Source organism: Streptomyces sp. NPDC048603 (assembly GCF_043199475.1).
In the GTDB taxonomy this organism is placed as follows: Bacteria; Actinomycetota; Actinomycetes; order Streptomycetales; family Streptomycetaceae; genus Streptomyces.
In genome coordinates this window covers 46500-69540 of the sequence record NZ_JBICVY010000022.1, presented here as the reverse complement: position 1 = coordinate 69540, position 23041 = coordinate 46500, and the positions used below count along the sequence as shown (strand labels likewise).

The window sequence follows — 23041 nt, the reverse complement described above, 5'->3', positions numbered from 1 at the left end:
GTCCACCTAGAGAACGGATTCACAAGCGCACAAGCGGAGGATTCTCAGATTCCCACGGACACGCAGGGTCATCAAGAGGGCGCGCACCGCACGCGGCCGCGCGGCCGGTCGCGCGCCCCGGGCGTGTCTCAGGCGCTCGGCCGGAGGTGGGCCAGCATCGTCTCGTGGAGCAGCCTGTTGGAAGCCGCCGCGTTGCCGCCGTCCACCCCGTCCACTCCGTCCAGGCTGGTGAACCTGCCGCCCGCCTCCTGTACCACCACCGCGATCGCGGCCATGTCCCACAGGTTCAGCTCGGGCTCGGCACACAGGTCCAGCGAGCCCTCGGCGACCATCATGTACGGCCAGAAGTCGCCGTAGCCGCGGGTCCGCCAGCAGGCCCGGGTCAGGTCCAGGAAGCCGGGCAGCCGGCCCTGCTCCTCCCAGCCGCTCAGCGAGGAGTAGGCGAACGAGGCGTCGGCGAGGGAGGCCACCTTGGATACGCCGAGCCGGGCGGCCCCGCCGGCCAGGCTGCCGCCCGCGTACGCGCCGCCGCCCTCGGTGGCCCACCAGCGGCGGCCCAGCGCCGGCGCGGAGACCACGCCGACGACCGGACGGAACGCACCGTTCTCGCCGGCCTCCATCAGCGAGATCAGGGTGGCCCAGACCGGAACCCCGCGGACGTAGTTCTTGGTGCCGTCGATCGGGTCGACCACCCAGCGCCGGGGGCCGTCGCCCACCAGCCCGTACTCCTCGCCGAGGATCGCGTCCTGCGGCCGCGCCTCCTCGATCAGCCTGCGGACCGCCGCCTCCGTGGCGGTGTCGGCCTCGCTGACCGGGGTCATGTCCGGCTTGGTCTCCACCTTGAGGTCCAGGGCCTTGAAACGGGCCATGGTGACCGCGTCGGCGGCATCGGCGAGGGCGTGGGCGAGGCGCAGGTCATCGTCATACTCGGGCATGGCCGAACATTATCGGTGCCGTTCGGGCCGGACCACACGGGCCGTCTTGACACCTCGTCAGGCCCCGTCAACCCTGTCCCGAAGGCCGGAGGCGCCACCGAGGCGCCCGGAGGCCGGGGCGGCGGGAGGCGAGATGCCGGCAGCGCGGGATTCCTTGCTGGAGGCGGCCGGGGCGGCCGTGTCCGCACGACCCTGGCCGGCCGTGCGGATGGTGGACGTGGCGGCCGCGGCCGGAGTGTCCCGGCAGACCCTCTACAACGAGTTCGGCGGCAAGGCCGGGCTCGGGCGGGCCCTGGTCCGGCGGGAGGCCGAGTGGTACCTGGCCGGAGTGGACCGGGCGCTGGCCGGGCCCGCTCCCGCCCCGGCCCGGCTGGCCGAGGTGGCGGACTGGACGGTACGGGCGGCCGGCGCGCGCCCGCTGGTCCGGGCGCTGCTCACCGGGGCCTGGACGGCGGCCCTGCCGGCGCAGCGCTCCGCGGCCGGGCCGGGGGAGCTGCTCGTGGCCGTACGGGACCGGGCGGTGGCCGCACTGGGCCCGGGCGGGGCCAGGCCGGAGCACTGCGAACTGGTGGTGCGGCTGGCCCTGTCGTACGTGGTCGCGCCGGTGAACGGGCCCCGGCCCCGGGACTTGTTCCGTGACCTGTTCCGTGACCTGCTCGGGGCCTCCGGGTAGCGCGCCCGGCCGACGGGGCTCCGGTGGTGCGGTGAGCCCGTGGTGCGGGGCGTCAGTGGTGCGGGGCGTCAGTGGGCGGAGCCCGAGAGCTGGAGGCCGACGACCCCCACGATGACCAGGGTGATCGAGACGATCTTCAGGACGGAGACCACGTCGCCCAGGAAGATCATGCCGTAGATCGCCGTACCGGCCGCCCCGATGCCCGTCCACACCGCGTACGCCGGGCCCACGTCCAGCTTCCGCAGTGCCAGGGTGAGCAGGCCGAAGCTGCCGAGCGCGAAGCAGGCGAAGGCGATCGTCGGCCACAGCCGGGTGAAGCCGTGGGACAGCTTCAGACAGACCGCGAAGCCGGTCTCCAGGATCCCCGCGACCACCACGAGCAGCCACGCCATGTCGAAATGCCTCCCCGCGTCGTGTGACACGGACGGCCCGGCCGCGCGCCACTTGGTGCGATTATGCATTTACCAGACATGCCGCCCGGCAAACGTGCTCCGGCGATCAGCGCCCGAGATCAGTCCCCGGGGCCAGTGCCGGTGAGCAGTCCCGGGATCAGTCGCCTTCGCGCCGCTCCCGCGTCGCCAGCAGCCGCCGCAGCGAGTCCAGCCGGGCCGGCTCCGCGTGCCCCTCGGCCACCCACGCGTCCAGCGCGCAGTCCTGCTCGTCGTGGCTGCACGCCCGCGGGCAGCCCTCCGTACCGTCCACCAGGTCGGGGAAGGCCAGGATCACCCGGGACGGATCCACGTGGTGCAGGCCGAAGGAGCGCACGCCCGGGGTGTCGATCACCCAGCCGTCCTCCCCCGGGAGCGGCAGGGCCAGCGCAGAGGTGGTGGTGTGCCGCCCCCGGCCGGTGACCGCGTTGACGCGGCCGGTGGCCCGCCGCCGGTCGGCCGCCACCAGCGAGTTCACCAGCGTGGTCTTGCCGACGCCGGAGTGGCCCACGAAAGCGGTGATCCGGCCCGCCAGGCGCTCCCGCACCCGGTCCGCCGCGTCCCCGTTCTCCAGCTCGTCGCGGTTGACCACCACGAAGTCCAGACCCAGCGTGGAGTACGTCTCCAGCAGCTTGTCGGCCGGCGCCAGGTCCGACTTGGTCAGCACCAGCAGCGGCTCCAGTCCGGCGTCGTACGCCGCCACCAGACAGCGGTCGATCATCCGGGGCCGCGGCTCCGGATCGGCCAGCGCCGTCACGATGGCCAGCTGGTCGGCGTTGGCGACGACCACCCGCTCGAACGGGTCGTCGTCGTCCGCGGTCCGCCGCAGCACCGACGAGCGCTCCTGGATCCGGACGATCCGCGCCAGGGTGTCCTTCTTGCCGGACAGGTCGCCGACCAGCGACACCCGGTCGCCCACGACCGCCGCCTTCCGGCCCAGCTCGCGGGCCTTCATGGCGGTCACCCGGCGGTCGTCGACCAGGCAGGTCAGCCGGCCGCGGTCGACCGTGAGGACGAACCCCTCGGCCGCGTCCTCGTGCTTGGGCCGGATGTTCGTCCGGGGCCGGTTGCCCTTGGGGTTGGGGCGGGCCCGGATGTCGTCCTCGTCGGTGTGCTTCCCGTACCGGCGCATGGCGCTACTCCCCGGCTCCCGAGAGCATGTCCGCCCACATCTGCGGGAAGTCCGGCAGGGTCTTCGCCGTGGTGGCCACGTTCTCGATCTGCACGCCCGGCACCGCCAGACCGATCACCGCGCCCGCGGTGGCCATCCGGTGGTCGTCGTAGGTGTGGAAGATCCCGCCGTGCAGCTTCCGCGGCCGGATGTGCAGGCCGTCCGCCGTCTCGGTGACGTCGCCGCCGAGCTCGTTGATCTCCTTGGTGAGGGCCGCCAGCCGGTCCGTCTCGTGCAGCCGCAGGTGGGCGACCCCGCGCAGGGTGGACGGGGAGTCGGCCAGCGCAGCCACCGCCGCGATGCCCGGGGTCAGCTCGCCGACCTCGCTGAGGTCCACGTCGATGCCGTGGATCGCGCCGGTGCCGGTGAACACCAGACCCGCGTCGGTCAGCTCGCAGGAACCGCCCATCTCGGTGAAGATCCGGCGCAGTTCGTCACCCGGCTGTGTGGTCCGGCGCGGCCAGTCCGGGATGGTGACCGTACCGCCGGTGATCATCGCGGCGGCCAGGAACGGCTGCGCGTTCGACAGGTCGGGCTCGACCACCATGTCGCGGCCCAGCAGCGCACCCGGCGCCACCCGCCACACGTCCTTCTCGCCGCCCGCTTCCGGGGTGTCCACCTGGGCGCCGGCGGCCCGCAGCATCTCCACCGTCATCCGGATGTGCGGCAGCGAGGGCAGGTTGCCGCCCACGTGCCGCACCTCGACGCCCTGGTTGAAACGCGGGGCGGAGAGCAGCAGCGCGGAGACGAACTGGGAGGAGTTGGAAGCGTCGATCTCGACCGTGCCGCCCTCCAGGGCACCGCCGCCGTGCACGGTCATCGGCAGCGCGCCGCGGCCGTCGTCGTCGATCCGGGCGCCGAGGGTCCGCAGCGCGGTGATGACCTGGCCGAGCGGACGCTCGTACGAACGGGGGTCGCCGTCGAACCGGATGTCACCGGCGGCAAGGGTGGCCACCGGCGGAAGGAAGCGCATCACCGTTCCGGCATTGCCGACGTCCACGGTGGCCGGGCCGTGCAGCGCGGCCGGGATGACCCGCCAGGCCTCGCCGGACCCGGCGCCCGCCCCGGAGCTGGACGAGACGGTCTCCTCGATGCCCACGCCCATCGCGCGCAGCGCGTCCGACATCAGCTGGGAGTCGCGGGAGCGGAGCGGGCGGCGCACCCAGCCCGGCTCGGCGGCCAGCGCGGCCAGCACCAGGGCGCGGTTGGTCACCGACTTCGACCCCGGCACGGTGACGGTGGCACGTACGGCGCCGTCCGCGAGCGGGGCGGGCCAGAGGGCGGGAGGCGCGGGGGTCTGGGTCATGGCCCTTACTTTAGTTGTTGCCCGCCGCCCCACTCGCCCCGCGGCCGGGTCGTCTCAGAGGCCGAGCAGCCAGCGTCCGCCGCCGATCAGCGAGCTCAGCGCCACCGCGTGGAACAGGAAGAGCCACAGCGCGGCGGGCACGTTCGTCAGCCGGGACAGCTGGTCGGCGTCGGAGTCCGGGGCCCCGCCGTGCCTCCGCTTGCCCTGCAGCTCGAACACCGGCCGGACCCCGCCCAGCAGCAGGAACCACACCGCCGCGTACGCGAACGCCGCCTGCACCCCGGCCGGGGCCAGCCAGGACACCAGGACGAAGGCCCCACCGGACAGGACCACGGTCAGCGCGCCGTACGCGTTCCGGATCATCACCAGCATCACCAGCAGCAGGGCGGTGGCCACCCACAGCAGCAGCGTGATCCGGTGCGCGGACAGCAGCCAGGCGCCGCCCAGGCCCAGCAGGGAGGGCGCGGTGTACCCGGCGGCGGCCGTGAGGATCATCCCGAGCCCGTCCGGGCGGCCCCGGCTCACGGTCAGCCCGCTGGTGTCGGAGTGCAGCCTGATCCCGTCAAGTCGGCGTCCGGTCAGGACCGCCACCAGGCCGTGGCCGCCCTCGTGGGCGATGGTGATCGCGTTCCGGGACAGCCGCCAGAGCGGGTGCGGCAGTACGACGGCCAGCGCGGCAGCCGCGGTCAGCAGCACCAGCCACTGCGCGGGCGCGTCCTGGAGGCCGGTGAGCCGCTCCCACAGGCCGTCCGCGAGGGGGCCCGCGGCCGATATGTGCGTGTCCGTGATCGTGTGTGTGGGGTGCATGGAGTTCGTCGGGTTCATGGGGTCGGACGGCTCCTTGCCGTGATGTTCCGGTGGTACCTCCAGCGGTGGCTGGGGGGAGTGACATGGCAGTGTGGCAGCCATGTGCGGACGCTATGCATCCAGTCGCCGGCCCGAGGACCTGGCGGCGGTCTTCGGGGTCGAGAAGTGGGAGCCAGAGGAGACCCTGGCTCCCGACTACAACGTGGCCCCGACGAAGCAGGTCTTCGTCGTACTCGACCGCCCCCTGAAGGACGCTCCGGACCCGCGTCCGGTTCGCCAGCTGCGCGTACTGAAGTGGGGCCTGGTCCCGTCCTGGGCGAAGAACCCCGACGGCGCCGCCCGGATGATCAACGCCAGGTCGGAGACCCTGCACGAGAAGCCCTCCTTCCGCCGGCCCTTCGCGCAGCGCCGCTGCATCATCCCGGCCGACGGCTACTACGAGTGGGTCACCGGGACCGACGAGCGGCAGCTGGAGGTCGAGGGCAAGCGGAAGCGGCCGCGCAAGCAGCCGTACTTCGTGCTGCCCGCCGACGGCTCGGTCTTCGCCATGGCCGGCATATACGAGTTCTGGCGCGACCGGACCCTGCCCGACGAGCACCCGCTCGCCTGGTGGGCGACCTGCTCGGTGATCACCACCGAGGCCGAGACCGGGCCGCTGGCCGTGGCGCCCGGGCAGGGCCCGCGCTCGCTGGCCGAGATCCACCCGCGGATGCCGCTGATGCTCACCCCCGACCGCTGGGACGCCTGGCTGGACCCGGCGGACACCGACACCGAGGGCTCGCTGCGGGACCTGCTGGCCCCGCCGCCCGGCGGGCTGATGCGCGCGTACCCGGTACCCACGGCGGTGAGCAACGTCCGCAACAACGGACCGGAGCTGCTTACCGAGCTGGAGGCCCCCGAGGAGGGCACGCTGTTCTGATGAGCACGCGTACCGAGACCCGTACCGAGAGCGTCGGCACCCCCGCCGGGGAGGCCCGGATCACCTGGTACACCGCCCGTCCGGCCCGCCTGGTGCTCGCCCTGGGCCATGGCGCCGGCGGCGGCATCGAGGCCCGGGACCTGCAGGCCCTGGCCGCCGCCCTGCCCGCCCTGGGCGTCACCGTGGCCCTGGTCGAGCAGCCCTGGCGGGTGGCCGGGAAGAAGGTGGCCGCCGCACCCAAGGTGCTCGACCAGGGCTGGCACGGGCTGTGGCCCGCTCTGCTGGAGCCTGGGCTGCCGGTGGTGGCCGGCGGGCGCAGCGCCGGGGCCCGGGTGGCCTGCCGGACCGCGGCCGGGCTCGGCGCCGCCGGGGTGCTGGCCCTCGCCTTCCCCCTGCATCCGCCGGGCAGGCCGGAGAAGTCCCGCGCGGAGGAGCTGACCGGGGCCGGCGTGCCCACGCTGGTGGTCCAGGGCGGCCGGGACGCCTTCGGGCGCCCCGGGGAGTTCCCCGAGGGGGCGTTCGAACTGGTCGAGGTGGAGGCGGCCGACCACGGCATGGCCGTGCCGAAGAAGGCCGCGCTCACCCAGGAGCGGGCACTGGAGCTGATCACCGGGGCCGTGGCGGACTGGCTCGGCCGTCTGGTGCCCTGACCGGCCCCGATGCCAGGCGCCCGGCCCTGACCGGCCCTCCCGACCTGACGGACGAACGCGTGGCCGATTTCGCCAGGAGCTGACACGGTCGGGCCGGAGAGGGCTCCCGGAGCCCCCGGGAATGCGCCGCCCGGCCCCTTGGTTGTTCCGAATGCCGCTACGCGCGGCGATGCCGAGAGGGACCCACAGGGAGAGGGAGTGCCGCATGACCCGGGTCATCAGCCCGAACCGCACACAGGCTTCTGACCTGGACTGGTCGGTGCTGCCTGCGGCCAGGTACGCCCCCGGCCGGGCGGCGGATGGCCGGGATGGTCGACTATTCTCCGATTCGAGTGGGTCCGCATTCGGGTCCGCCACGCTGTCGGAGGAGGTGGGTCCTGTTTCCGGGACCGACGAAGGCCAGGCGGAGGAGACGACCGCGGAGCGCAACGCGCGCTTCGAACGCGACGCCCTCGGTTACCTCGACCAGATGTATTCGGCCGCGCTGCGCATGACGCGCAACCCGGCCGACGCCGAGGACCTGGTTCAGGAGACGTTCGCCAAGGCGTACGCGTCCTTCCACCAGTTCCGTGAAGGCACCAACCTGAAGGCGTGGCTCTACCGCATCCTGACGAACACGTTCATCAACTCCTACCGCAAGAAGCAGCGCGAGCCCCAGCGCAGCGCCGCGGAGGAGATCGAGGACTGGCAGCTGGCCCGTGCCGAGTCGCACATGTCCACCGGGCTGCGCTCCGCCGAATCGCAGGCGCTCGATCACCTGCCCGATTCGGACGTGAAGGAAGCGCTCCAGGCGATCCCCGAGGAGTTCCGCATCGCCGTCTATCTGGCCGACGTAGAGGGCTTTGCGTACAAGGAGATCGCGGACATCATGGGTACACCCATCGGTACGGTCATGTCGCGACTGCACCGTGGCCGCCGTCAACTCCGCGGAATGCTGGAGGACTATGCCCGTGAGCGCGGGCTGGTCCCGGCGGGCGCGGGAGAGTCGAACGACCGGAAAGGCTCGGGCTCATGAGCTGCGGAGAGCCGCACGAGACGGAGTGCTCCGAGGTCCTGGACCACTTGTACGAGTTCCTCGACCACGAGATGCCCGACAGTGATTGCACGAAGTTCGAAACACACTTCGGCGAGTGCAATCCCTGTCTGGAGAAGTACGGCCTGGAACAGGCCGTGAAGAAACTGGTGAAGCGCTGCTGCGGATCGGACGACGTGCCGTCCGACCTGCGGTCGAAGGTGATGGGAAGGATCGAGCTGATCCGTTCCGGACAGGCCGTTCCGGACGAGGACATCACCGCCGGACCGGCCGCCGCCGGGCCCGCCACCGGCTGATAGTCAACAACTGCCCCCGGAACGGGACTTCGTTCACCCGAAGGTGCTAATCCGGGGGTTCCCGCGTGTCGCAATACGAAAATGCGGCCCGTTCGCGCAGGGGCCCCGCCTATTCTCCCCAACCGGTACCGGTTCGATTCGGCAACCGGTTCGCCCGCCAGGCCACAGGGGGAGGAGAACGCCGATGCGCGGACTTCCGCCGGGCGCGCGCGTTTTCCTCTGCTGCGCCGCCGCCGGTTCCGTCGCGTGCCTGCTGCCCGCCCTCACCGGTGCCGCTGCCGTCCCCTGGCCGGCCGCCGCCCTGCTGTGCGCGCTCTGCCTCTGCTGCGAACTGGTGAGGTTCTGCCGGTTGCCGGGCGGCCGGGGCTCAGGCGGCCGGGTGCCCGAGGGGGCAGGCTTCTGTTTCCCGGTCGTGCTGGCCGCCGTCTTCCTGCTGCCGCCGTCTGCCGCCGCCCTGGCCACGGTGCCCGCGGCGCTCGCCGGGGAGGCCGAGCAGCGGCCCGCCCGGGTGCGCAGGCTCTGGCACGCGGCCCGGCAGTCCATGGCCGCCTGGGCGGCGGGCCGGGCGTTCGGCCTGCTGGGCGGGCCCGCCGCGCTCGGCGGCGTCGGCGGTTCCGCCGGTTCCGGCGGTGCGGGGGGATCGGGCTCCCCGGACTTCCCCCACGTCCTGCTTCCGTCCGCGGTCGCGGCCCTCGTCTTCGGCCTCGTGCTCACCGCTCTCGACGGGGGCATCCGGGCCGCTGCCGAGCGGCGGACCGCCGCCACCGCCAGGCGCGCGTTCCGGAGGGTCCCCGTAGTGGCTCCGCACCTGGTGCACGGCTTGGCCGGCCTGATGATGGCGGTGCTGTGGCGCAGCCCGTACGGCCCCCCGGCCGCCCTGGCCGTCCTGCTCCCCGTCTGCATCTCCTGCTGGGTCTTCGCCCAGTACCACCGCGAACACGCCGCCCACCAGGCCACCGTCCGCGCCCTCGTCCAGGCGGTCGACATCAAGGACCGCTACACGCGCGGCCACGGCGAACGCGTCGGCCAGGCCTCCGCGATGATCGCCCGCGAACTCGGCATGGCCGAGGACCGCGTGGAGGCGGTCCGGATCGCCGGCATCCTGCACGACGTCGGCAAGCTCGGCGTCCCGACGCGGCTGCTGCGCAAGGACGGCCCGCTCACCCCCGAGGAGCGCCGCACCATCGAGCTGCACCCCGAGTACGGCCACGAGATGGTCCGCGGCATCGGCTTCCTCGGCGAGGCCCGGGCGGCGATCCTGCACCACCACGAACGCGTGGACGGCTCCGGCTATCCCTACGGCCTGGCGGGCGACCGGATTCCGGTGGCGGCCCGGGTGGTGGCCGTCGCCGACGCCTTCGACGCCATGACCTCCACGCGCTCCTACAGCCGCGCCCGGCCCGTCCCGGTAGCCCTCGCCGAGCTCGAGCGCTGCGCGGGATCCCAGTTCGACCCGCAGATGGTGCGCGCCCTGGCCGCCGCGATCCGCCGGTACGGCTGGCACCCGGTGGTCACCTCCGACGCCGACCTCCAGACCGTCCCCGCGGGCGCGACGCCCCCGGCCCCGGCCGCCGTACCGGGTCCGCCCGCCCTCGACGCCCTTCCCGTCCAGGGCGGGGAGGGCGGCGGGCGCGTGCACTCCGGGTCCGTCCGGGCCGGCGGCCGAGCCGGGGAGGCCGGACGTACCGGCCGGGCTGGCACCCGATGAGGCCCGGCACCGTGTGGGCCGTGCGCGGCGCGGCCGGCGCCCTGACCGCGGTCGCGCTCGGCCACACCCTGTGGAACGGCATCGCCGAGCCCGGCACCGCCCTCGTCTTCGGCCTGCTGATCACCGTCGGCGAGCTGGCCCGCGGCGACACGGGGAACCCCGGGAACCCCGGGAACACCTCCTGGGACGCCGGAAACACCTGGGACGCCGCAGACGCCGGGGACACCGGGCACCGTTCCGGTCACCCGCCCGCCGGAGCCCGCCGGCCCGCGCCGCTCGCCTCCGCCGGCGCCCTCGCGTACGCCCTGCTCGGCCACAACGGAGGCGCCCCCACCCACCACGGGGTGCTCCAGACCGTTGCCGTGGTGGTCGCCGCCGCCCTGGCCGGCACCGTCCCGCACATCGCCCGCGGTCACGGCCCCGCCCTCGACCACGTCGCCCGCCGGGTGCTCACCGTCGGCTTCGCCGCCGCCTGCTTCCAGCCCCTCTACAACTCCGGAAGGCTGGAGGACCTGCTCGGGCAGGGCCCCCTCCTGGTGCCGTTCCTGCTGTGCCTGCTCGGCCTGACCGCGCTGTGCGACGCCGTGCTCGCCGCCGCCCTCGCCCGCTCCCGCACCGGATGGCCGTACGGGCCGCTGCTCCGCGACGAGCTGCGGGCGCACGCCGGGATCGGCTCGGCGATCTGCGCCACCGGGGTGGTGATGGCCCTGGGCGTGGCCGTGGCCGGGCCCTGGGCCCTGCCCGTGTTCAGCGTGCCGCTGCTGCTCACCCAGCTGTCCTTCCGGCGGATCTCCGCCGTCCGCACGACGTACCGGCAGACCATCACCTCGCTGGCCCGGGCCACCGAGATCGCCGGCTGCACCCCGCCCGGCCACGCCCGCCGGGTCGCCGCGCTCAGCTGTGCCGTGGGCCGGGAACTCGGGCTGTCGGAACGGGAACTGACGGTCCTCGAGTACGCCGCGCTGCTGCACGACATCGGCCGGCTGTCCCTCGTGGACCCGGTCCCGGCGGGGGCCGGTGGCCCGCTGCCGGCCGCCGAGGCCCGGCGGATCGCCGAGCTGGGCGGGGAGGTGGCCCGGCAGACCGGAGTGCCCGCGGAGGTCGCCGCCGTCGTCGAGCGGCAGGCCGACCCGTACCGGGAACAGCCCGTCGCCGCCCGGATCGTCCGGGTGGCCGACGCCTACGAGGACCTGGCCGGCGGCGCCCGGCACCCCGGCGGATCGCTGGAGGCGCTGGAGCGGCTGCGGCTCGGCACCGGCCGGGAGTACCAGCCGGAGGTGGTCGAGTGCCTCGCCCACGTCCTCCGAGGGGGCGTCCGGCGGGGGAAGCGGTCTCCGACGTGATGGAATCACCGCTGATCGGGCGGGGTAACCCATGGGTAATGAGCGGCCGTCCGAGTGGGCATGGTTGGATGCGAAGTGGAGAGTGTCCGCAAGGCTGCACCGACAGGCTGCACCGTTGTCCCCCCGGCCGGCGCCGGGGGTGCCCCAGGCAGGCGGGAATCGTGAGGATCTTCGGGAAGGTACGGCACAGGCCCTCCGCCTCTTGGCGGCAGGCCACCGACCGCGCGTTCACGCTGATCGGCGACGGTCGGTACGAGGACGCGGGAGCCCTGCTGACCAGAGCCGCGGACCTGGAACCGTGGCTGTCGGAGTCCTGGTTCAACCTGGCGCTGCTGCACAAGTTCCGGCACGACTGGGAGCAGGCCCGGGCGGCCGGACTGCGCGCCGTCGCCCTGCTGGACCGGGCGGCCGGCGCCCCCGACTGGTGGAACGTGGGCATCGCCGCCACTGCCCTGCAGGACTGGCCGCTGGCCCGGCGGGCCTGGCAGGCGTACGGGCTGAAGGTGCCGGGGCATCCGCACGGCACGGGCGGCTCGGCCGAGCCGGTGGGCATGGAGCTGGGCAGCGCGGCCGTACGGCTGTCGCCGGAGGGCGAGGCCGAGGTGGTCTGGGGCCGCCGGCTGGACCCGGCCCGCATGGAGGTCCTGTCGATCCCGCTGCCCTCCTCCGGGCGGCGCTGGGGCGAGGTCGTCCTCCACGACGGGGTTCCGCACGGCGAACGCGTGACCGCGGCCGGGCCCGCCTACCCGGTCTTCGACGAGATCGAGCTGTGGGCGCCCTCGCCGGTGCCGACCTGGGTGGTGCTGCTGGAGGCCGCCACCGAGGAGGACCGGGACGCGCTGGAGCGGCTCGCCTCGGACGCCGGGTTCGCCGCCGAGGACTGGTCCTCGTCCGTCCGCCTGCTGTGCCGGACCTGCTCGGAGAGCTCGATGCCGAGCGACGAGGGCGACGGGGAGCACCTGGACCCGCACGACCACAGCGAGCCCGGCCACCCCGGCCCGCTGGGCCACCGCACCGCCGGTTCCGGCTCGCTCTGGGTCCCCGAGCGGGAGTGCGGGATCGCCGCCCCGGCCGGGCTGGTGCGCGGGCTGCTGGACGGCTGGGTGGCGGACAGCCCCGACACCCGTGAGTGGCGGGATCTCGAAGAAGTCTGCTGACCTCGGCACGTAGGCTGTACGGGCACACCAGAGACTTCAGGGAAGGCGTACGCGGGACATGGCGCAGCAGGAGAACGAGGTCCTCAAGGTCGATGACGACGGCTACGTCGTGGACACCGAGGACTGTGAGGCGCGTGAGCTCGCCTACCGGGAGCGCGGCACCGCCCGGCCGATCACCGTCGTGGGCAACCCGGTGCTGCACAGCGAGTGCAAGGACGTCACCGAGTTCGGCGAGGAGCTCGCCCGGCTGATCGACGACATGTTCGCCAGCCAGAAGGCGGCGGAGGGCGTGGGCCTGGCCGCCAACCAGATCGGCGTGGACCAGAAGGTCTTCGTGTACGACTGCCCGGACGACGAGGGTGCGCGGCACACGGGCGTGGTGGTGAACCCGAAGCTGGTGGACCTGCCGACCGACCGCCGCGTGCTGGACGACTCCAACGAGGGCTGCCTGTCGGTGCCGACCGCGTACGCCTCGCTCGCCCGCCCCGACTACGCCGAGGTGACCGGCCAGGACGCCCAGGGCAACCCGATCAAGGTGCGGGGCACCGGCTACTTCGCGCGCTGCCTGCAGCACGAGACCGACCACCTGTACGGCTACCTGTACATCGACCGCCTCTCGAAGCGCGACCGCAAGGACGCCCTGCGCCAGATGGCGGAGAACACCCCGCGCTACGAGACCGTCCCGAACGCGTAGCGCGCGCGACGCGTGCACGAGGGCCCGCTCCGGATTTCGGAGCGGGCCCTCGTGGCTGCTTCCGCTAGTCCCACCGGTCGTCGTCGGTGCCGGCCGGGGCGGTGTTCCAGCCGAAGTCGGCCTTGCCGGTGGGCGTGCTGTTCCAGCCCAGGTCGTTCTTGCCGATCGGGGCCGTGCCCCAGTCGGAGTCGGCAGAAGCGGTGGTGACCGCGCCACCGAACGCCAGAGCGGCGATGGCCGCGGTGGCGAGGAGACGTGCTGAGTTGCGCGACATCTGAACCCCCAGAAACATCGGCGAACTTGACGCGACGCACCGTAGGCGGGCGGGGCGCCGACGGGATACGGCCAAGATCACACCAAATCGGGGAACAGGCGACTTCAGGCCACCCGCGGTCCGCGGAAGGTGCGGCGGAAGGCGTTCGGGGTGGTGCCCAGGGTGCGCAGGAAGTGGTGCCGCAGCGCGGCGGCGTTGCCGAAGCCGCAGCGGCCCGCGATCGCGTCCACCGTCTCGTCCGAGCACTCCAGCAGCTCCTGGGCCAGCAGTACCCGTTGGCGCAGCAGCCACTGGTAGGGGGTGGTGCCGGTCTCGGCGAGGAAGCGGCGGGCGAAGGTCCGCGGGGACATGTGGGCCCGCTCGGCCAGCTGCTCCACGGTGATCTCCTCCGCGAGGTGCCGGGACATCCACTGCAGCACCTCGCCGACGGTGTCGCAGGAGGTGCGCGGCAGGGGTCGCCGGATGTACTGGGCCTGGCCGCCGTCCCGGTGCGGCGGGACCACCATCCGGCGGGCGACGGCGTTGGCGACCTCGGCGCCGTGCTCCTGGCGGACCACGTGCAGGCAGGCGTCGATGCCGGAGGCCGTGCCGGCCGCCGTGACCACCCGGCCCTCGTCCACGTACAGCACCTCGGGGTCGACCAGGGCGCGCGGATAGCGGCGCATCAGGTTGGCCGAGTGCATCCAGTGGGTGGTGCAGCGGCGCCCGTCCAGCAGCCCGGCCGCACCCAGGATGAAGGCGGCGCTGCACACGCTGAGCACGCGCGCCCCGCGGTCCACGGCCGCGCGCAGGGCCTCCAGCAGGGGCTCGGGATAGTCCTCCCGGACGGGTGCGTGCCGGTCGGCGGGCAGGCAGATCAGGTCGGCCTCGGCCAGCCGTTCCAGGCCGTGCTCGGGCCTGAGCGTGAGTCCGGTGTCCGAGAGGGTCAGCGGGCCGTCCTCGCCGGCGCACACCGCGAAGTCGTAGACGGGCAGCCCGTCACCGCTCCGGTCCAGCCCGAACACCTCGCAGAAGATCCCGAATTCGAAGGGGGCGACGCCGTTCATCAGCACCACGGCCACGTTCTTCAGCATGAGCCCAGTGTGGCAGTAATTCGCTCTTTCATGACAGTCCTGCCACTGTCCGGTGTTGATCACTCCGGCGAGAGTGGAGCCATGAACACGTTGTGGAACTACCTCGCCGTCCTCGTCCTGGCCGCCCTGGTGCTGGGCCCCGCCCTGTACGGGATCGCCCGGGAACGCCGGATCGGCCGGCAGCTGCGCGAGGCGCAGTCCGCCGGCCGATCGGGGAAGGACGTACTGAGGGAGACGAGGGCTCAGAAGTCCTCGTCGAGGTCGACCGTGCCCTCGACGGCGACCTGGTAGGCCGACGGCCGCCGCTCGAAGAAGTTGGTCAGTTCCTGGACGCCCTGCAGCTCCATGAAGGAGAACGGGTTCTCCGAGCCGTACACCGGGGCGAAGCCGAGGCGGACCAGACGCTGGTCGGCCACGCACTGCAGGTACTCGCGCATGGACTCGGTGTTCATGCCCGGCAGGCCGTCACCGCACAGGTCGCGGCCGAACTGGAGCTCGGCCTCCACGGCCTCCCTGAGCATGTCGGTGACCTGCTGCTGCAGCTGGTCGTCGAACAGCTCCGGCTCCTCCTTGCGGACGGTGTCGATGACCGCGAAGGCGAAGTCCATGTGGCAGCTCTCGTCGCGGAACACCCAGTTGGTGCCGGTGGCCAGGCCGTGCAGCAGGCCGCGGGACCGGAACCAGTAGACGTAGGCGAAGGCGCCGTAGAAGAACAGGCCCTCGATGCACGCCGCGAAGCAGATCAGGTTCAGCAGGAAGCGGCGGCGGTCGGCGGCAGTCTCCAGCTGGTCGATCTTCTCGACCGAGTCCATCCACTTGAAGCAGAACTGCGCCTTCTCGCGGATCGACGGGATGTTCTCGACCGCGTCGAAGGCCGCCGCGCGGTCGTCCGGATCGGGCAGGTAGGTGTCGAGCAGCGTCAGGTAGAACTGGACGTGCACGGCCTCCTCGAACAGCTGGCGCGACAGGTACAGGCGCGCCTCCGGGGAGTTGATGTGCTTGTACAGCGTCAGCACCAGGTTGTTCGCCACGATCGAGTCGCCCGTCGCGAAGAAGGCGACCAGACGGCCGATCATGTGCTGCTCGGCCGGGGTCAGCTTGGCGAGGTCGGCCACGTCGGAGTGGAGGTCGACCTCCTCCACCGTCCAGGTGTTCTTGATCGCGTCCCGGTAGCGCTCGTAGAAGTCCGGGTAGCGCATCGGGCGGAGCGTGAGCTCGAAGCCCGGGTCCAGGAGGTTCTTGTGGTCGGTGGAGCTCATCACTGGCAGGCCTCGCAGGACTCGGGGTTTTCAAGGGAGCAGGCCAGCGCCTCGGCGTCGAGGGCCTGGGGCAGTGGCGTTGCGGCAGCGGGGACGGCCGTGCCGGAGGCCGCGCGGGCGATCTTCGTCGCCGGGCGCGAGCGCAGGTAGTAGGTGGTCTTCAGGCCCTGCTTCCAGGCGTACGCGTACATCGAGCTCAGCTTCCCGATGGTCGGCGTCTCCAGGAACAGGTTCAGCGACTGGCTCTGGTCCAGGTACGGGGTGCGGGCCGCGGCCATGTCGATCAGGCCGCGCTGCGGGATCTCCCACGCCGTCCGGTACAGCTCGCGGACCTCGTCCGGGATCCAGCCGAAGCCCTGGACGGAGCCGGAGGAGTCGCGCAGCGCCTCGCGGGTCTGCGCGTCCCACACGCCGAGCTTCTTCAGGTCCTCCACCAGGTAGGCGTTGACCTGGAGGAACTCACCGCTCAGCGTCTCGCGCTTGAACAGGTTGGAGACCTGCGGCTCGATGCACTCGTACACACCGGCGATCGAGGCGATCGTCGCGGTCGGGGCGATCGCGAGGAGGAGGGAGTTGCGCAGACCGGTGGTGGCCATCCGGGTGCGCAGCGCCTCCCAGCGCTCGGGCCAGCACAGCGTCGTCTCGTAGTGGTCGGGGTGCAGCACGCCCTGGGCGGTGCGGGTCGCCTCCCAGGCGGGCAGCGCGCCGTTGCGCTCGGCGAGGTCGGTGGACGCCTCGTACGCCGCCAGCATGATCCGCTCGGCGATCTTCGTGGAGAGCGCCTTGGCCTCCGCGGAGTCGAAGGGCAGGCGGAGCTTGAAGAACACGTCCTGCAGGCCCATCGCGCCCAGGCCCACCGGGCGCCACTTGGCGTTGGAGCGGCCGGCCTGCTCGGTCGGGTAGAAGTTGATGTCCACCACGCGGTCGAGGAAGGTCACGGCGGTGCGGACGGTCTCGTCGAGGCGCTCCCAGTCCAGCTCGCCCGTCCCGCGGCTCACGAAGGCGCCGAGGTTGACCGAGCCGAGGTTGCAGACGGCGGTCTCGCCGTCGTTGGTGACCTCGATGATCTCGGTGCACAGGTTCGAGGAGTGGACGACGGTGCCGGGCAGCGCGGTCTGGTTGGCGGTCCGGTTGGAGGCGTCCTTGAAGGTCATCCAGCCCTGGCCGGTCTGCGCGAGGGTGCGCATCATGCGGCCGTACAGCTCGCGGGCGGGCATCGTCTTCTTGGCGAGGCCGGCCTGCTCGGCCTTGACGTAGGCGGCGTCGAACTCCGCCCCGTACAGGTCGACCAGCTCGGGCACGTCGGCCGGGGAGAAGAGCGACCAGTCGGCGTCCGCGTTGACCCGGCGCATGAACTCGTCCGGGATCCAGTGCGCCAGGTTCAGGTTGTGCGTGCGGCGGGCGTCCTCGCCGGTGTTGTCGCGGAGCTCCAGGAACTCCTCGATGTCGGCGTGCCAGGTCTCCAGGTAGACGGCGGCGGCGCCCTTGCGGCGGCCGCCCTGGTTCACCGCGGCGACCGAGGCGTCCAGGGTCTTCAGGAACGGCACGATGCCGTTGGAGTGGCCGTTGGTGCCGCGGATCAGCGAACCGCGGGCGCGGATCCGGGAGTACGACAGGCCGATGCCGCCGGCGTGCTTGGACAGCCGGGCCACCTGGTGGTAGCGGTCGTAGATGGAGTCCAGCTCGTCCAGCGGGGAGTCCAGCAGGTAGCAGGAGGACATCTGCGGGTGCCGGGTGCCGGAGTTGAAGAGGGTGGGGGAGGAGGGCAGGTAGTCCAGCCGGTTCATCAGCCCGTACAGGGAGGTGACCTCCTCCAGCGCGCGGACGCTCTCGTCCTCGGCGAGGCCGCAGGCGACGCGGAGCATGAAGTGCTGCGGGGTCTCGATGACCTGGCGGGTGATCGGGTGGCGCAGCAGGTAGCGGCTGTGCAGGGTGCGCAGGCCGAAGAAGCCGAAGCGGTCGTCGGCGCCGTCGGCGAGGGCGTGCCCGACCAGCGCGTCGAGGCGGGCGGCGTGGGCGGCGACGAACTCGGCGGTCCGGTCGGCGATGAGGCCCTCGCGGTGGCCGACGGCGACCGACTCGGTGAAGGAGGTCACGCCCTGGCCGGCGGCCTCCTCGGCGATGGTGAGGGTCAGCAGCCGGGCCGCCAGCCTGGAGTACGCCGGGTCCTCGGAGATCAGCCCCGCGGCCGCCTCGGTGGCCAGACCGCGCAGTTCGGCCTCGTCCGCGCCGGCGCTGCGGCCGCGCAGCGCGGCGGCGGCGACCCGGCCGGGGTCGGTGTCGGGCAGGTCGGCCGTCAGCTCGGTGAGAGTCCGCAGCAGTGCGGCCCCCGGTCCCTCGGTGCCCTTGGTGTCCCCGGAGGACGGGTCGGCGGACTCGGCGCGCGGTGCGGCAGGCGCGATGGTCACGGGGGGAGCTCTCCCTCGCTCGGCTCCGGAATCCCTGCGGGCGGGCGCGAGGCAGCGCGCGTACGGGAGTGGCGGGGCGGGTAGCGAGCGCAGCACCGTACGGCGTCCACCGGCCCAACCGCGAGGCCCGGACGTATCGGCACCCGGGACGGTCGTACCCGGGCGCACCGTCGGCAGGTATTCGGACTTTTCATACCGTTGCGGGACAGTTCCGGATTCTCACCGGATTCCCCTGCGTCGACAGCGAGGATGAGCATACATGTGGGGGCGGCCCTGTGTTGCCACCCCCAGATGTTGTGTCGTGCGCCCTGCTCCTCGGCTACTGATCGGGTCCGTGCAGCTCCAGTGCGTAGGTGAGCAGCGGCACCTCGGGGACCGGCGACCAGTCCCGTTCCGGGGTCCGCACGAAGCCCATCCGCCCGTAGATCCGGTGCGCGCCGCGCATGGCCGGCTGGGTGGACAGCACCAGTGCCCGTACCCCCTCGATGGCCCGGGCCCGGTCGACGCAGGCCCGTACGAGCGCCTCGCCGACGCCCTGCCCGCGGGCCTCCTTCGACACGGCGAGCATCCGGAACTCGGCCTCGTCCGGCCCGGCGATGTCGGCGTACCGGCTGCCGGGCGGCGCGAAGGCCACCCCGCCGAGCACCGTCCCGTCCTCGCGTACGGCTACCAGCACCTCGGAGTCCGCCGCCCGCGCGGCCACGTCCCGCAGCACCCCCAGGTAGTACCCGTCCGGGTTGGCGTCCAGCAGCCCGTCCCCGACGTACGCCTGAGCGGTGATCTCCCCGAGGGTCTCGTACTCCTCGGGCCTTGCCTCCCTGATCACGATGTCCATGCGGTCGAGTGTGCAGGACGGCGGCCGGCGCGCGCCGCTATCGTCCTTCCATGACGTGGGATCGGCCGCACCTCATGCCCGAGGAATTCGACGCGGTGGCCCGGTTCGCCGCCCGAGAGGCGGAGGGCCTGCGCCTTGAGCTCATTGAAGGCAGGGTGAGCAGCAAGGCCCTGGTGGACGGGGATCGCGGTTGGATCGTCGCCTGGTTCACGCGGACGTGTCTTGAGTCCAGACCGGACCTCTGGGCTCATCCGTGGACCGGACTGAAGACCGGTGCCGACAGGGCCGGTCGCGCCGTGGCCGATGCGGTGCTGGCCCCGTCGAACGCCTTCGTCGGACAGGGGGATTGGCGTGACCCGGAGCCCGTACTGGCGGTTCTCGAAGTCACCAGCGGTGACGTGTGGACCGATCGGTGTCGCCGGGACACGATGCCCGGGGTTTATGCCGCGACGGGCATTCCCGCCTACCTGCTGGTCGACAGGGACGCGCGTACGGTCACCATCCAAGGTGAGCCCGATGCCGTGCGCTACCGATACAGCAGGACGGCCCCGTTCGGGACGCAGATCGACCTGCCCGAACCGGTCGGCGTCATGCTCCGAACGGAGTCGTTCGACGCCCGCGTCGGCTGATGTGCGTGAAGGGCCCCGCCGAATCGGCGGGGCCCTTCGCGCGTACGGCGCTCAGCAGCAGCGGAAGCCCTCGCGGGGGTCCGCCTCGCGGGCGTCCGTCCGGGCGCGTTCGAAGGCGCGGCGGGTCATGACCCCGGCGTCCGGGTCGTGGGAGCGGGCGTGGGCGACGTAACGGTCGTACGCCGCCTCGCCGGAGAACTCCCGTACGTAGTACCGGACCTTGGCGAGCCGGTCGCGCAGGGTGGTCATGCCACCGGCTCCTTGACCTTGCCGCCGCCCGAGTCCAGGCCCGCCGCCTCCAGTTCGGCCCTCTCCTCGGCCGTCGGGAACAGCCCGGCGGGGGCGACGATCTTCGACTCGGTCCACGGGACCTCGGCCAGCCGGACCGACTCGGGGTTGCTGATGGCCTTGAAGCAGGTGCGGGCCGCGTCGGCCAGCACCACGATGATCAGCAGGGCGAAGAGGGCGCACAGGACGCCGTCCACGGTGGCGTTGGTGACCACGGTGTGCATGTCGTCCATGGTCTTGGCGGGCGGCAGGACCTTGTCCGCGTCGATGCCGGCCTGGTACTTGTCGCGCTGGGCGAAGAAGCCGACCTTGACGTCGTCCGAGAAGACCTTCTGGTAGCTGGCGGTGAGCGTCACCGTGGCGTCCCAGACCAGCGGGACGGCCGTCACCCAGGCCCACTTGAGCCGGCCCGACTTCACCAGCAGGGTGGTGCAGACCGCCAGGGCGACTGCGGCCAGCAGCTGGTTCGCGATGCCGAACAGCGGGAAGAGCTGGTTGATGCCGCCCAGCGGGTCCTTCACGCCGACCCACAGGAAGTAGCCCCAGCCGCCGACCACGACGGCACTGGCCAGCCAGACGCCCGGCTTCCAGCTGACGTCCTTGAAGGACTTGTGCACGTTGCCCAGGGTGTCCTGGAGCATGAAGCGCCCCACCCGGGTACCCGCGTCGACCGTGGTGAGGATGAACAGCGCCTCGAACATGATCGCGAAGTGGTACCAGAACGCCTTCATCGAGGAGCCGCCGACCACCGAGGCGAAGATCTCCGACATTCCGAGCGCGAACGTCGGTGCGCCACCGGTGCGGGAGAGCAGGCTGGTCTCCTCCACGTCCTTGGCCGCCTGCGCGAGCGTCTCGGGGGAGACGGCGAAGCCGAAGTTCGTCACCGCCTGTGAGGCGGACTCGACAGTGGTGCCGATGACCCCGCCGGGGGAGTTGATGGCGAAGTAGAGGCCGGGCTCCAGGATGCAGGCCGTGATCACCGCCATGACGGCGACGAAGGACTCGGTCAGCATCGCGCCGTAGCCGATCATCCGGACCTGGGTCTCCTTCTGGATCATCTTCGGGGTGGTGCCCGAGGAGACCAGGGAGTGGAAGCCCGACAGGGCGCCACAGGCGATGGTGATGAACACGAACGGGAACATCGACCCGGCGAACACCGGGCCGTCGCCGCGCGAGGCGAAGTCGGTGACGGCGGGCATCTTCAGGGTGGGCATGGCGATGACCACCCCGAGGGCGAGCAGGGCGATGGTGCCGACCTTCATGAAGGTGGAGAGGTAGTCGCGGGGTGCGAGCAGCATCCAGACCGGCAGCACCGAGGCCAGGAAGCCGTACACCACCATCCAGATGACCAGGGTCTCCTTCTCCAGGGTGAAGGTGTCCGCCAGCGAGGACTCCGCGACCCAGCCGCCCGCGACGATGGCGAGCAGCAGCAGCGCCACACCGATCACGGAGACCTCGGTGACCCGCCCCGGACGCAGCACCCGCAGGTAGAAGCCCATGAACAGGGCGATCGGGATGGTCATGCCGATGGAGAAGACACCCCAGGGGGAGTGCGCCAGCGCGTTGACGATGACCAGGGCGAGCACCGCCAGCAGGATGATCATGATGGCGAACACGGCGACCAGGGCGGCGGCTCCGCCGACCGGGCCGATCTCGTCCCGGGCCATCTGGCCGAGCGAGCGGCCGTCGCGCCGGGTGGAGAAGAACAGCGTGACCATGTCCTGCACGGCGCCGGCGAAGATCACGCCGGCCACGATCCAGATGGTGCCGGGCAGGTATCCCATCTGGGCGGCGAGCACCGGGCCGACCAGCGGGCCGGCGCCGGCCACCGCGGCGAAGTGGTGGCCGAAGAGCACGCGGCGGTCGGTCGGGTGGAAATCGACACCGTTGTCAAGGCGTTCGGCGGGGGTGGCCCGGGTGCGGTCGGCCTTCAGCACCCGGTCCGCGATGAACTTCGAGTAGAAGCGGTAGCCGATCGCGTACGAGCCGAGTGCGGCGGCGAGCAGCCAGGCGGCCGAGATCTCCTCGCCGCGGGAGAGCGCGATCACGCCCCAGCCGATGGCGCCGATGAGTGCCACGAGCACCCAGATGGCGATCGACCGGGGCGTCATGCGCCGTTGTGCCGGTGTTGCTCCTGGTTCTGCCATGACCCTCGTCCCCTCGTTGATCACTGCACAAGTGCAGGGAATCTATGGGGGGCGGCACGCCCGGCGTAAGCCCCTGTCCGGAATCCGGTCATGGAGGTCCGTTGAGGGTTCGTGGAGGAGCGGTGGGGATCAGGTGGCGGGCCGCTTGAGTCGGGCCACGAACTTGTACCGGTCGCCGCGGTACACCGACCGCACCCACTCGACCGGTTCGCCGTCGGCGTCGAAGGAGTGCCGGGACAGCATCAGCATCGGCAGGCCCACGTCGGTGCCCAGCAGCCCGGCCTCGCGCGGGGTGGCCAGGGAGGTCTCGATGGTCTCCTCGGCCTCCGCGAGGTGGACGCCGTACACCTCGGCGAGGGCGGTGTACAGGGACGTGTACTTGACCAGCGAACGGCGGAGCGCCGGGAAGCGCTTGGCCGAGAGGTGGGTGGTCTCGATGGCCATCGGCTCGCCGCTGGCCAGCCGGAGCCGCTCGATCCGCAGCACCCGCCCGCCGGTGGAGATCTTCAGCAGGCCGGCCAGGGTGTCGTCCGCCGTGACGTAGCCGATGTCGAGGAGCTGGGAGGTCGGCTCCAGTCCCTGGGCGCGCATGTCCTCGGTGTACGAGGTGAGTTGCAGGGCCTGCGAAACCTTCGGTTTCGCGACGAATGTCCCCTTGCCCTGGATGCGTTCCAGCCGCCCCTCGACCACCAGCTCCTGCAGTGCCTGCCGGACGGTGGTCCGCGAGGTGTCGAACTCCGCGGCGAGGGTGCGCTCCGGCGGCACCGGGGTGCCGGGCGGCAGGGTCTCGGTCATCTCCAGCAAGTGCCGCTTGAGCCGGTAGTACTTGGGCACGCGGGCGGTGCGGGTGGCCGCTCCGCCGTCCGGCTCAGAGAGCGCCCCTTCGGTGGCCATCGCCGCCCGCCTTCCCGACTCCAGTTCTGCTGCCGTCACCGGCTCCTCCGATATGTCGCTGTCACATCGTGACACGTGCCGGAGGGTGGACCTCGCCCCTCCTCAGGTGTCGGT

Annotated in this window: 24 protein-coding genes and 1 riboswitch; of the genes, 11 read left to right on the top strand and 13 right to left on the bottom strand. The window is 72.2% G+C overall.

Annotated features, from left to right (window positions below):
- Positions 1-128: 128 nt before the first annotated feature.
- The gene (gene hisN, locus ACGFQ9_RS36355; protein ID WP_393579969.1) at positions 129-935 is read right to left on the bottom strand and encodes a histidinol-phosphatase; all 807 of its coding nucleotides are present in this window, start codon (positions 933-935) and stop codon (positions 129-131) included.
- A 133-nt stretch (positions 936-1068) separates the two neighbouring features.
- Here hisN and ACGFQ9_RS36350 point away from each other — a divergent pair, with 133 nt between their 5' ends.
- Positions 1069-1608, top strand: coding sequence for a TetR/AcrR family transcriptional regulator (locus tag ACGFQ9_RS36350; RefSeq protein ID WP_393579967.1), 540 nt, complete (start codon positions 1069-1071; stop codon positions 1606-1608).
- Between the two features lie 68 nt (positions 1609-1676).
- On the opposite strand, the gene ACGFQ9_RS36345 is transcribed toward ACGFQ9_RS36350, so the two are convergent.
- The 4 genes from ACGFQ9_RS36345 to ACGFQ9_RS36330 all read right to left on the bottom strand — a co-directional run bounded on the left by ACGFQ9_RS36345 (position 1677) and on the right by ACGFQ9_RS36330 (position 5320).
- Entirely contained in the window at positions 1677-2000 is a 324-nt protein-coding gene (locus ACGFQ9_RS36345; RefSeq protein WP_393579965.1) for a DMT family transporter, read from the bottom strand.
- 157 nt (positions 2001-2157) lie between these two features.
- The gene (rsgA, locus tag ACGFQ9_RS36340) at positions 2158-3168 is read right to left on the bottom strand and encodes a ribosome small subunit-dependent GTPase A (protein ID WP_393579964.1); all 1011 of its coding nucleotides are present in this window, start codon (positions 3166-3168) and stop codon (positions 2158-2160) included.
- Between the two features lie 4 nt (positions 3169-3172).
- Positions 3173-4513, bottom strand: a complete 1341-nt coding sequence (aroA, locus tag ACGFQ9_RS36335) for a 3-phosphoshikimate 1-carboxyvinyltransferase (protein ID WP_393579962.1) — start codon at positions 4511-4513, stop codon at positions 3173-3175.
- 54 nt (positions 4514-4567) lie between these two features.
- On the bottom strand, positions 4568-5320 hold the full coding sequence (locus tag ACGFQ9_RS36330; RefSeq protein ID WP_393580021.1) for a M50 family metallopeptidase: 753 nt from the start codon (positions 5318-5320) through the stop codon (positions 4568-4570).
- Positions 5321-5420: 100 nt separating this feature from the next.
- On the opposite strand from ACGFQ9_RS36330, the gene ACGFQ9_RS36325 reads away from it, so the two are divergent.
- The 8 genes from ACGFQ9_RS36325 (at position 5421) to def (ending at position 13120) form a co-directional block, all read left to right on the top strand.
- Positions 5421-6239: an SOS response-associated peptidase gene (locus tag ACGFQ9_RS36325; protein WP_393579960.1), complete on the top strand. Its 819-nt coding sequence runs from the start codon at positions 5421-5423 to the stop codon at positions 6237-6239.
- Positions 6239-6889: an alpha/beta family hydrolase gene (locus tag ACGFQ9_RS36320; protein WP_393579959.1), complete on the top strand. Its 651-nt coding sequence runs from the start codon at positions 6239-6241 to the stop codon at positions 6887-6889. Before ACGFQ9_RS36325 ends, ACGFQ9_RS36320 begins: the two co-directional genes overlap by 1 nt.
- A 370-nt stretch (positions 6890-7259) precedes the next feature.
- On the top strand, positions 7260-7904 hold the full coding sequence (locus ACGFQ9_RS36315) for a sigma-70 family RNA polymerase sigma factor (RefSeq protein WP_393580019.1): 645 nt from the start codon (positions 7260-7262) through the stop codon (positions 7902-7904).
- The gene (gene rsrA / locus ACGFQ9_RS36310; protein WP_393579957.1) at positions 7901-8218 is read left to right on the top strand and encodes a mycothiol system anti-sigma-R factor; all 318 of its coding nucleotides are present in this window, start codon (positions 7901-7903) and stop codon (positions 8216-8218) included. The genes ACGFQ9_RS36315 and rsrA overlap by 4 nt, the downstream gene beginning before the upstream one ends.
- A 184-nt stretch (positions 8219-8402) precedes the next feature.
- Positions 8403-9926 (top strand): HD-GYP domain-containing protein, encoded by a 1524-nt coding sequence (locus ACGFQ9_RS36305; protein WP_393579956.1) that lies wholly within the window; start codon positions 8403-8405, stop codon positions 9924-9926.
- Positions 9923-11269: an HD-GYP domain-containing protein gene (locus tag ACGFQ9_RS36300; protein WP_393579955.1), complete on the top strand. Its 1347-nt coding sequence runs from the start codon at positions 9923-9925 to the stop codon at positions 11267-11269. The genes ACGFQ9_RS36305 and ACGFQ9_RS36300 overlap by 4 nt, the downstream gene beginning before the upstream one ends.
- Positions 11270-11430: 161 nt before the next feature.
- Positions 11431-12426, top strand: coding sequence for a tetratricopeptide repeat protein (locus tag ACGFQ9_RS36295; RefSeq protein ID WP_393579953.1), 996 nt, complete (start codon positions 11431-11433; stop codon positions 12424-12426).
- A 58-nt stretch (positions 12427-12484) separates the two neighbouring features.
- Complete coding sequence (def, locus tag ACGFQ9_RS36290; protein WP_393579951.1) at positions 12485-13120, top strand: peptide deformylase; 636 nt, start codon at positions 12485-12487, stop codon at positions 13118-13120.
- A gap of 64 nt (positions 13121-13184) precedes the next feature.
- Here def and ACGFQ9_RS36285 read toward each other — a convergent pair whose 3' ends face one another.
- Together ACGFQ9_RS36285 and ACGFQ9_RS36280 are read right to left on the bottom strand one after the other, a co-directional pair.
- The gene (locus tag ACGFQ9_RS36285) at positions 13185-13394 is read right to left on the bottom strand and encodes a hypothetical protein (RefSeq protein WP_393579949.1); all 210 of its coding nucleotides are present in this window, start codon (positions 13392-13394) and stop codon (positions 13185-13187) included.
- Between the two features lie 104 nt (positions 13395-13498).
- Positions 13499-14467 (bottom strand): helix-turn-helix domain-containing protein, encoded by a 969-nt coding sequence (locus ACGFQ9_RS36280; protein ID WP_393579948.1) that lies wholly within the window; start codon positions 14465-14467, stop codon positions 13499-13501.
- A gap of 81 nt (positions 14468-14548) precedes the next feature.
- On the opposite strand from ACGFQ9_RS36280, the gene ACGFQ9_RS36275 reads away from it, so the two are divergent.
- Positions 14549-14758, top strand: coding sequence for a hypothetical protein (locus ACGFQ9_RS36275; RefSeq protein WP_393579947.1), 210 nt, complete (start codon positions 14549-14551; stop codon positions 14756-14758).
- Here the strand turns inward: ACGFQ9_RS36275 and ACGFQ9_RS36270 are convergent.
- From ACGFQ9_RS36270 to ACGFQ9_RS36260, 3 genes are all read right to left on the bottom strand, one after another.
- Positions 14710-15726 carry a ribonucleotide-diphosphate reductase subunit beta gene (locus tag ACGFQ9_RS36270; protein WP_393579945.1) on the bottom strand — a complete coding sequence of 339 codons (1017 nt, stop codon included), beginning with the start codon at positions 15724-15726 and terminating at the stop codon, positions 14710-14712. The two genes, ACGFQ9_RS36275 and ACGFQ9_RS36270, sit on opposite strands and share 49 nt — an antisense overlap.
- Positions 15726-18134 (bottom strand): ribonucleoside-diphosphate reductase subunit alpha, encoded by a 2409-nt coding sequence (locus ACGFQ9_RS36265; RefSeq protein WP_393579943.1) that lies wholly within the window; start codon positions 18132-18134, stop codon positions 15726-15728. Before ACGFQ9_RS36265 ends, ACGFQ9_RS36270 begins: the two co-directional genes overlap by 1 nt.
- 176 nt (positions 18135-18310) lie before the next feature.
- Positions 18311-18366, bottom strand: a riboswitch (cobalamin riboswitch).
- 87 nt (positions 18367-18453) lie between these two features.
- Entirely contained in the window at positions 18454-18969 is a 516-nt protein-coding gene (locus ACGFQ9_RS36260; protein ID WP_393579941.1) for a GNAT family N-acetyltransferase, read from the bottom strand.
- A 50-nt stretch (positions 18970-19019) separates the two neighbouring features.
- On the opposite strand from ACGFQ9_RS36260, the gene ACGFQ9_RS36255 reads away from it, so the two are divergent.
- Positions 19020-19598 (top strand): Uma2 family endonuclease, encoded by a 579-nt coding sequence (locus tag ACGFQ9_RS36255; RefSeq protein ID WP_393579940.1) that lies wholly within the window; start codon positions 19020-19022, stop codon positions 19596-19598.
- A gap of 51 nt (positions 19599-19649) precedes the next feature.
- On the opposite strand, the gene ACGFQ9_RS36250 is transcribed toward ACGFQ9_RS36255, so the two are convergent.
- The 3 genes from ACGFQ9_RS36250 to ACGFQ9_RS36240 all read right to left on the bottom strand — a co-directional run bounded on the left by ACGFQ9_RS36250 (position 19650) and on the right by ACGFQ9_RS36240 (position 22927).
- Positions 19650-19847 carry a CstA-like transporter-associated (seleno)protein gene (locus ACGFQ9_RS36250; protein ID WP_393579938.1) on the bottom strand — a complete coding sequence of 66 codons (198 nt, stop codon included), beginning with the start codon at positions 19845-19847 and terminating at the stop codon, positions 19650-19652.
- Positions 19844-22033, bottom strand: coding sequence for a carbon starvation CstA family protein (locus ACGFQ9_RS36245; RefSeq protein ID WP_393579937.1), 2190 nt, complete (start codon positions 22031-22033; stop codon positions 19844-19846). The genes ACGFQ9_RS36250 and ACGFQ9_RS36245 overlap by 4 nt, the downstream gene beginning before the upstream one ends.
- Before the next feature lie 129 nt (positions 22034-22162).
- On the bottom strand, positions 22163-22927 hold the full coding sequence (locus ACGFQ9_RS36240; protein WP_393580018.1) for a GntR family transcriptional regulator: 765 nt from the start codon (positions 22925-22927) through the stop codon (positions 22163-22165).
- Positions 22928-23041 lie beyond the last annotated feature (114 nt).

Excerpts from the sequence above, each read along its gene's own strand:
- ACGFQ9_RS36240 (WP_393580018.1), bottom strand. The coding sequence starts at position 22,927 with ATGGCCACCGAAGGGGCGCTCTCTGAGCCGGACGGCGGAGCGGCCACC.
- rsrA (WP_393579957.1), top strand. The coding sequence starts at position 7,901 with ATGAGCTGCGGAGAGCCGCACGAGACGGAGTGCTCCGAGGTCCTGGAC.
- def (WP_393579951.1), top strand. The coding sequence starts at position 12,485 with ATGGCGCAGCAGGAGAACGAGGTCCTCAAGGTCGATGACGACGGCTAC.
- ACGFQ9_RS36285 (WP_393579949.1), bottom strand. The coding sequence starts at position 13,394 with ATGTCGCGCAACTCAGCACGTCTCCTCGCCACCGCGGCCATCGCCGCT.
- ACGFQ9_RS36300 (WP_393579955.1), top strand. The coding sequence starts at position 9,923 with ATGAGGCCCGGCACCGTGTGGGCCGTGCGCGGCGCGGCCGGCGCCCTG.
- ACGFQ9_RS36345 (WP_393579965.1), bottom strand. The coding sequence starts at position 2,000 with ATGGCGTGGCTGCTCGTGGTGGTCGCGGGGATCCTGGAGACCGGCTTC.
- ACGFQ9_RS36275 (WP_393579947.1), top strand. The coding sequence starts at position 14,549 with ATGAACACGTTGTGGAACTACCTCGCCGTCCTCGTCCTGGCCGCCCTG.
- ACGFQ9_RS36320 (WP_393579959.1), top strand. The coding sequence starts at position 6,239 with ATGAGCACGCGTACCGAGACCCGTACCGAGAGCGTCGGCACCCCCGCC.
- ACGFQ9_RS36270 (WP_393579945.1), bottom strand. The coding sequence starts at position 15,726 with ATGAGCTCCACCGACCACAAGAACCTCCTGGACCCGGGCTTCGAGCTC.
- ACGFQ9_RS36280 (WP_393579948.1), bottom strand. The coding sequence starts at position 14,467 with ATGCTGAAGAACGTGGCCGTGGTGCTGATGAACGGCGTCGCCCCCTTC.
- ACGFQ9_RS36325 (WP_393579960.1), top strand. The coding sequence starts at position 5,421 with ATGTGCGGACGCTATGCATCCAGTCGCCGGCCCGAGGACCTGGCGGCG.
- hisN (WP_393579969.1), bottom strand. The coding sequence starts at position 935 with ATGCCCGAGTATGACGATGACCTGCGCCTCGCCCACGCCCTCGCCGAT.
- ACGFQ9_RS36350 (WP_393579967.1), top strand. The coding sequence starts at position 1,069 with ATGCCGGCAGCGCGGGATTCCTTGCTGGAGGCGGCCGGGGCGGCCGTG.
- aroA (WP_393579962.1), bottom strand. The coding sequence starts at position 4,513 with ATGACCCAGACCCCCGCGCCTCCCGCCCTCTGGCCCGCCCCGCTCGCG.
- ACGFQ9_RS36255 (WP_393579940.1), top strand. The coding sequence starts at position 19,020 with ATGACGTGGGATCGGCCGCACCTCATGCCCGAGGAATTCGACGCGGTG.
- ACGFQ9_RS36305 (WP_393579956.1), top strand. The coding sequence starts at position 8,403 with ATGCGCGGACTTCCGCCGGGCGCGCGCGTTTTCCTCTGCTGCGCCGCC.
- ACGFQ9_RS36330 (WP_393580021.1), bottom strand. The coding sequence starts at position 5,320 with ATGCACCCCACACACACGATCACGGACACGCACATATCGGCCGCGGGC.
- rsgA (WP_393579964.1), bottom strand. The coding sequence starts at position 3,168 with ATGCGCCGGTACGGGAAGCACACCGACGAGGACGACATCCGGGCCCGC.
- ACGFQ9_RS36250 (WP_393579938.1), bottom strand. The coding sequence starts at position 19,847 with ATGACCACCCTGCGCGACCGGCTCGCCAAGGTCCGGTACTACGTACGG.
- ACGFQ9_RS36260 (WP_393579941.1), bottom strand. The coding sequence starts at position 18,969 with ATGGACATCGTGATCAGGGAGGCAAGGCCCGAGGAGTACGAGACCCTC.
- ACGFQ9_RS36245 (WP_393579937.1), bottom strand. The coding sequence starts at position 22,033 with ATGGCAGAACCAGGAGCAACACCGGCACAACGGCGCATGACGCCCCGG.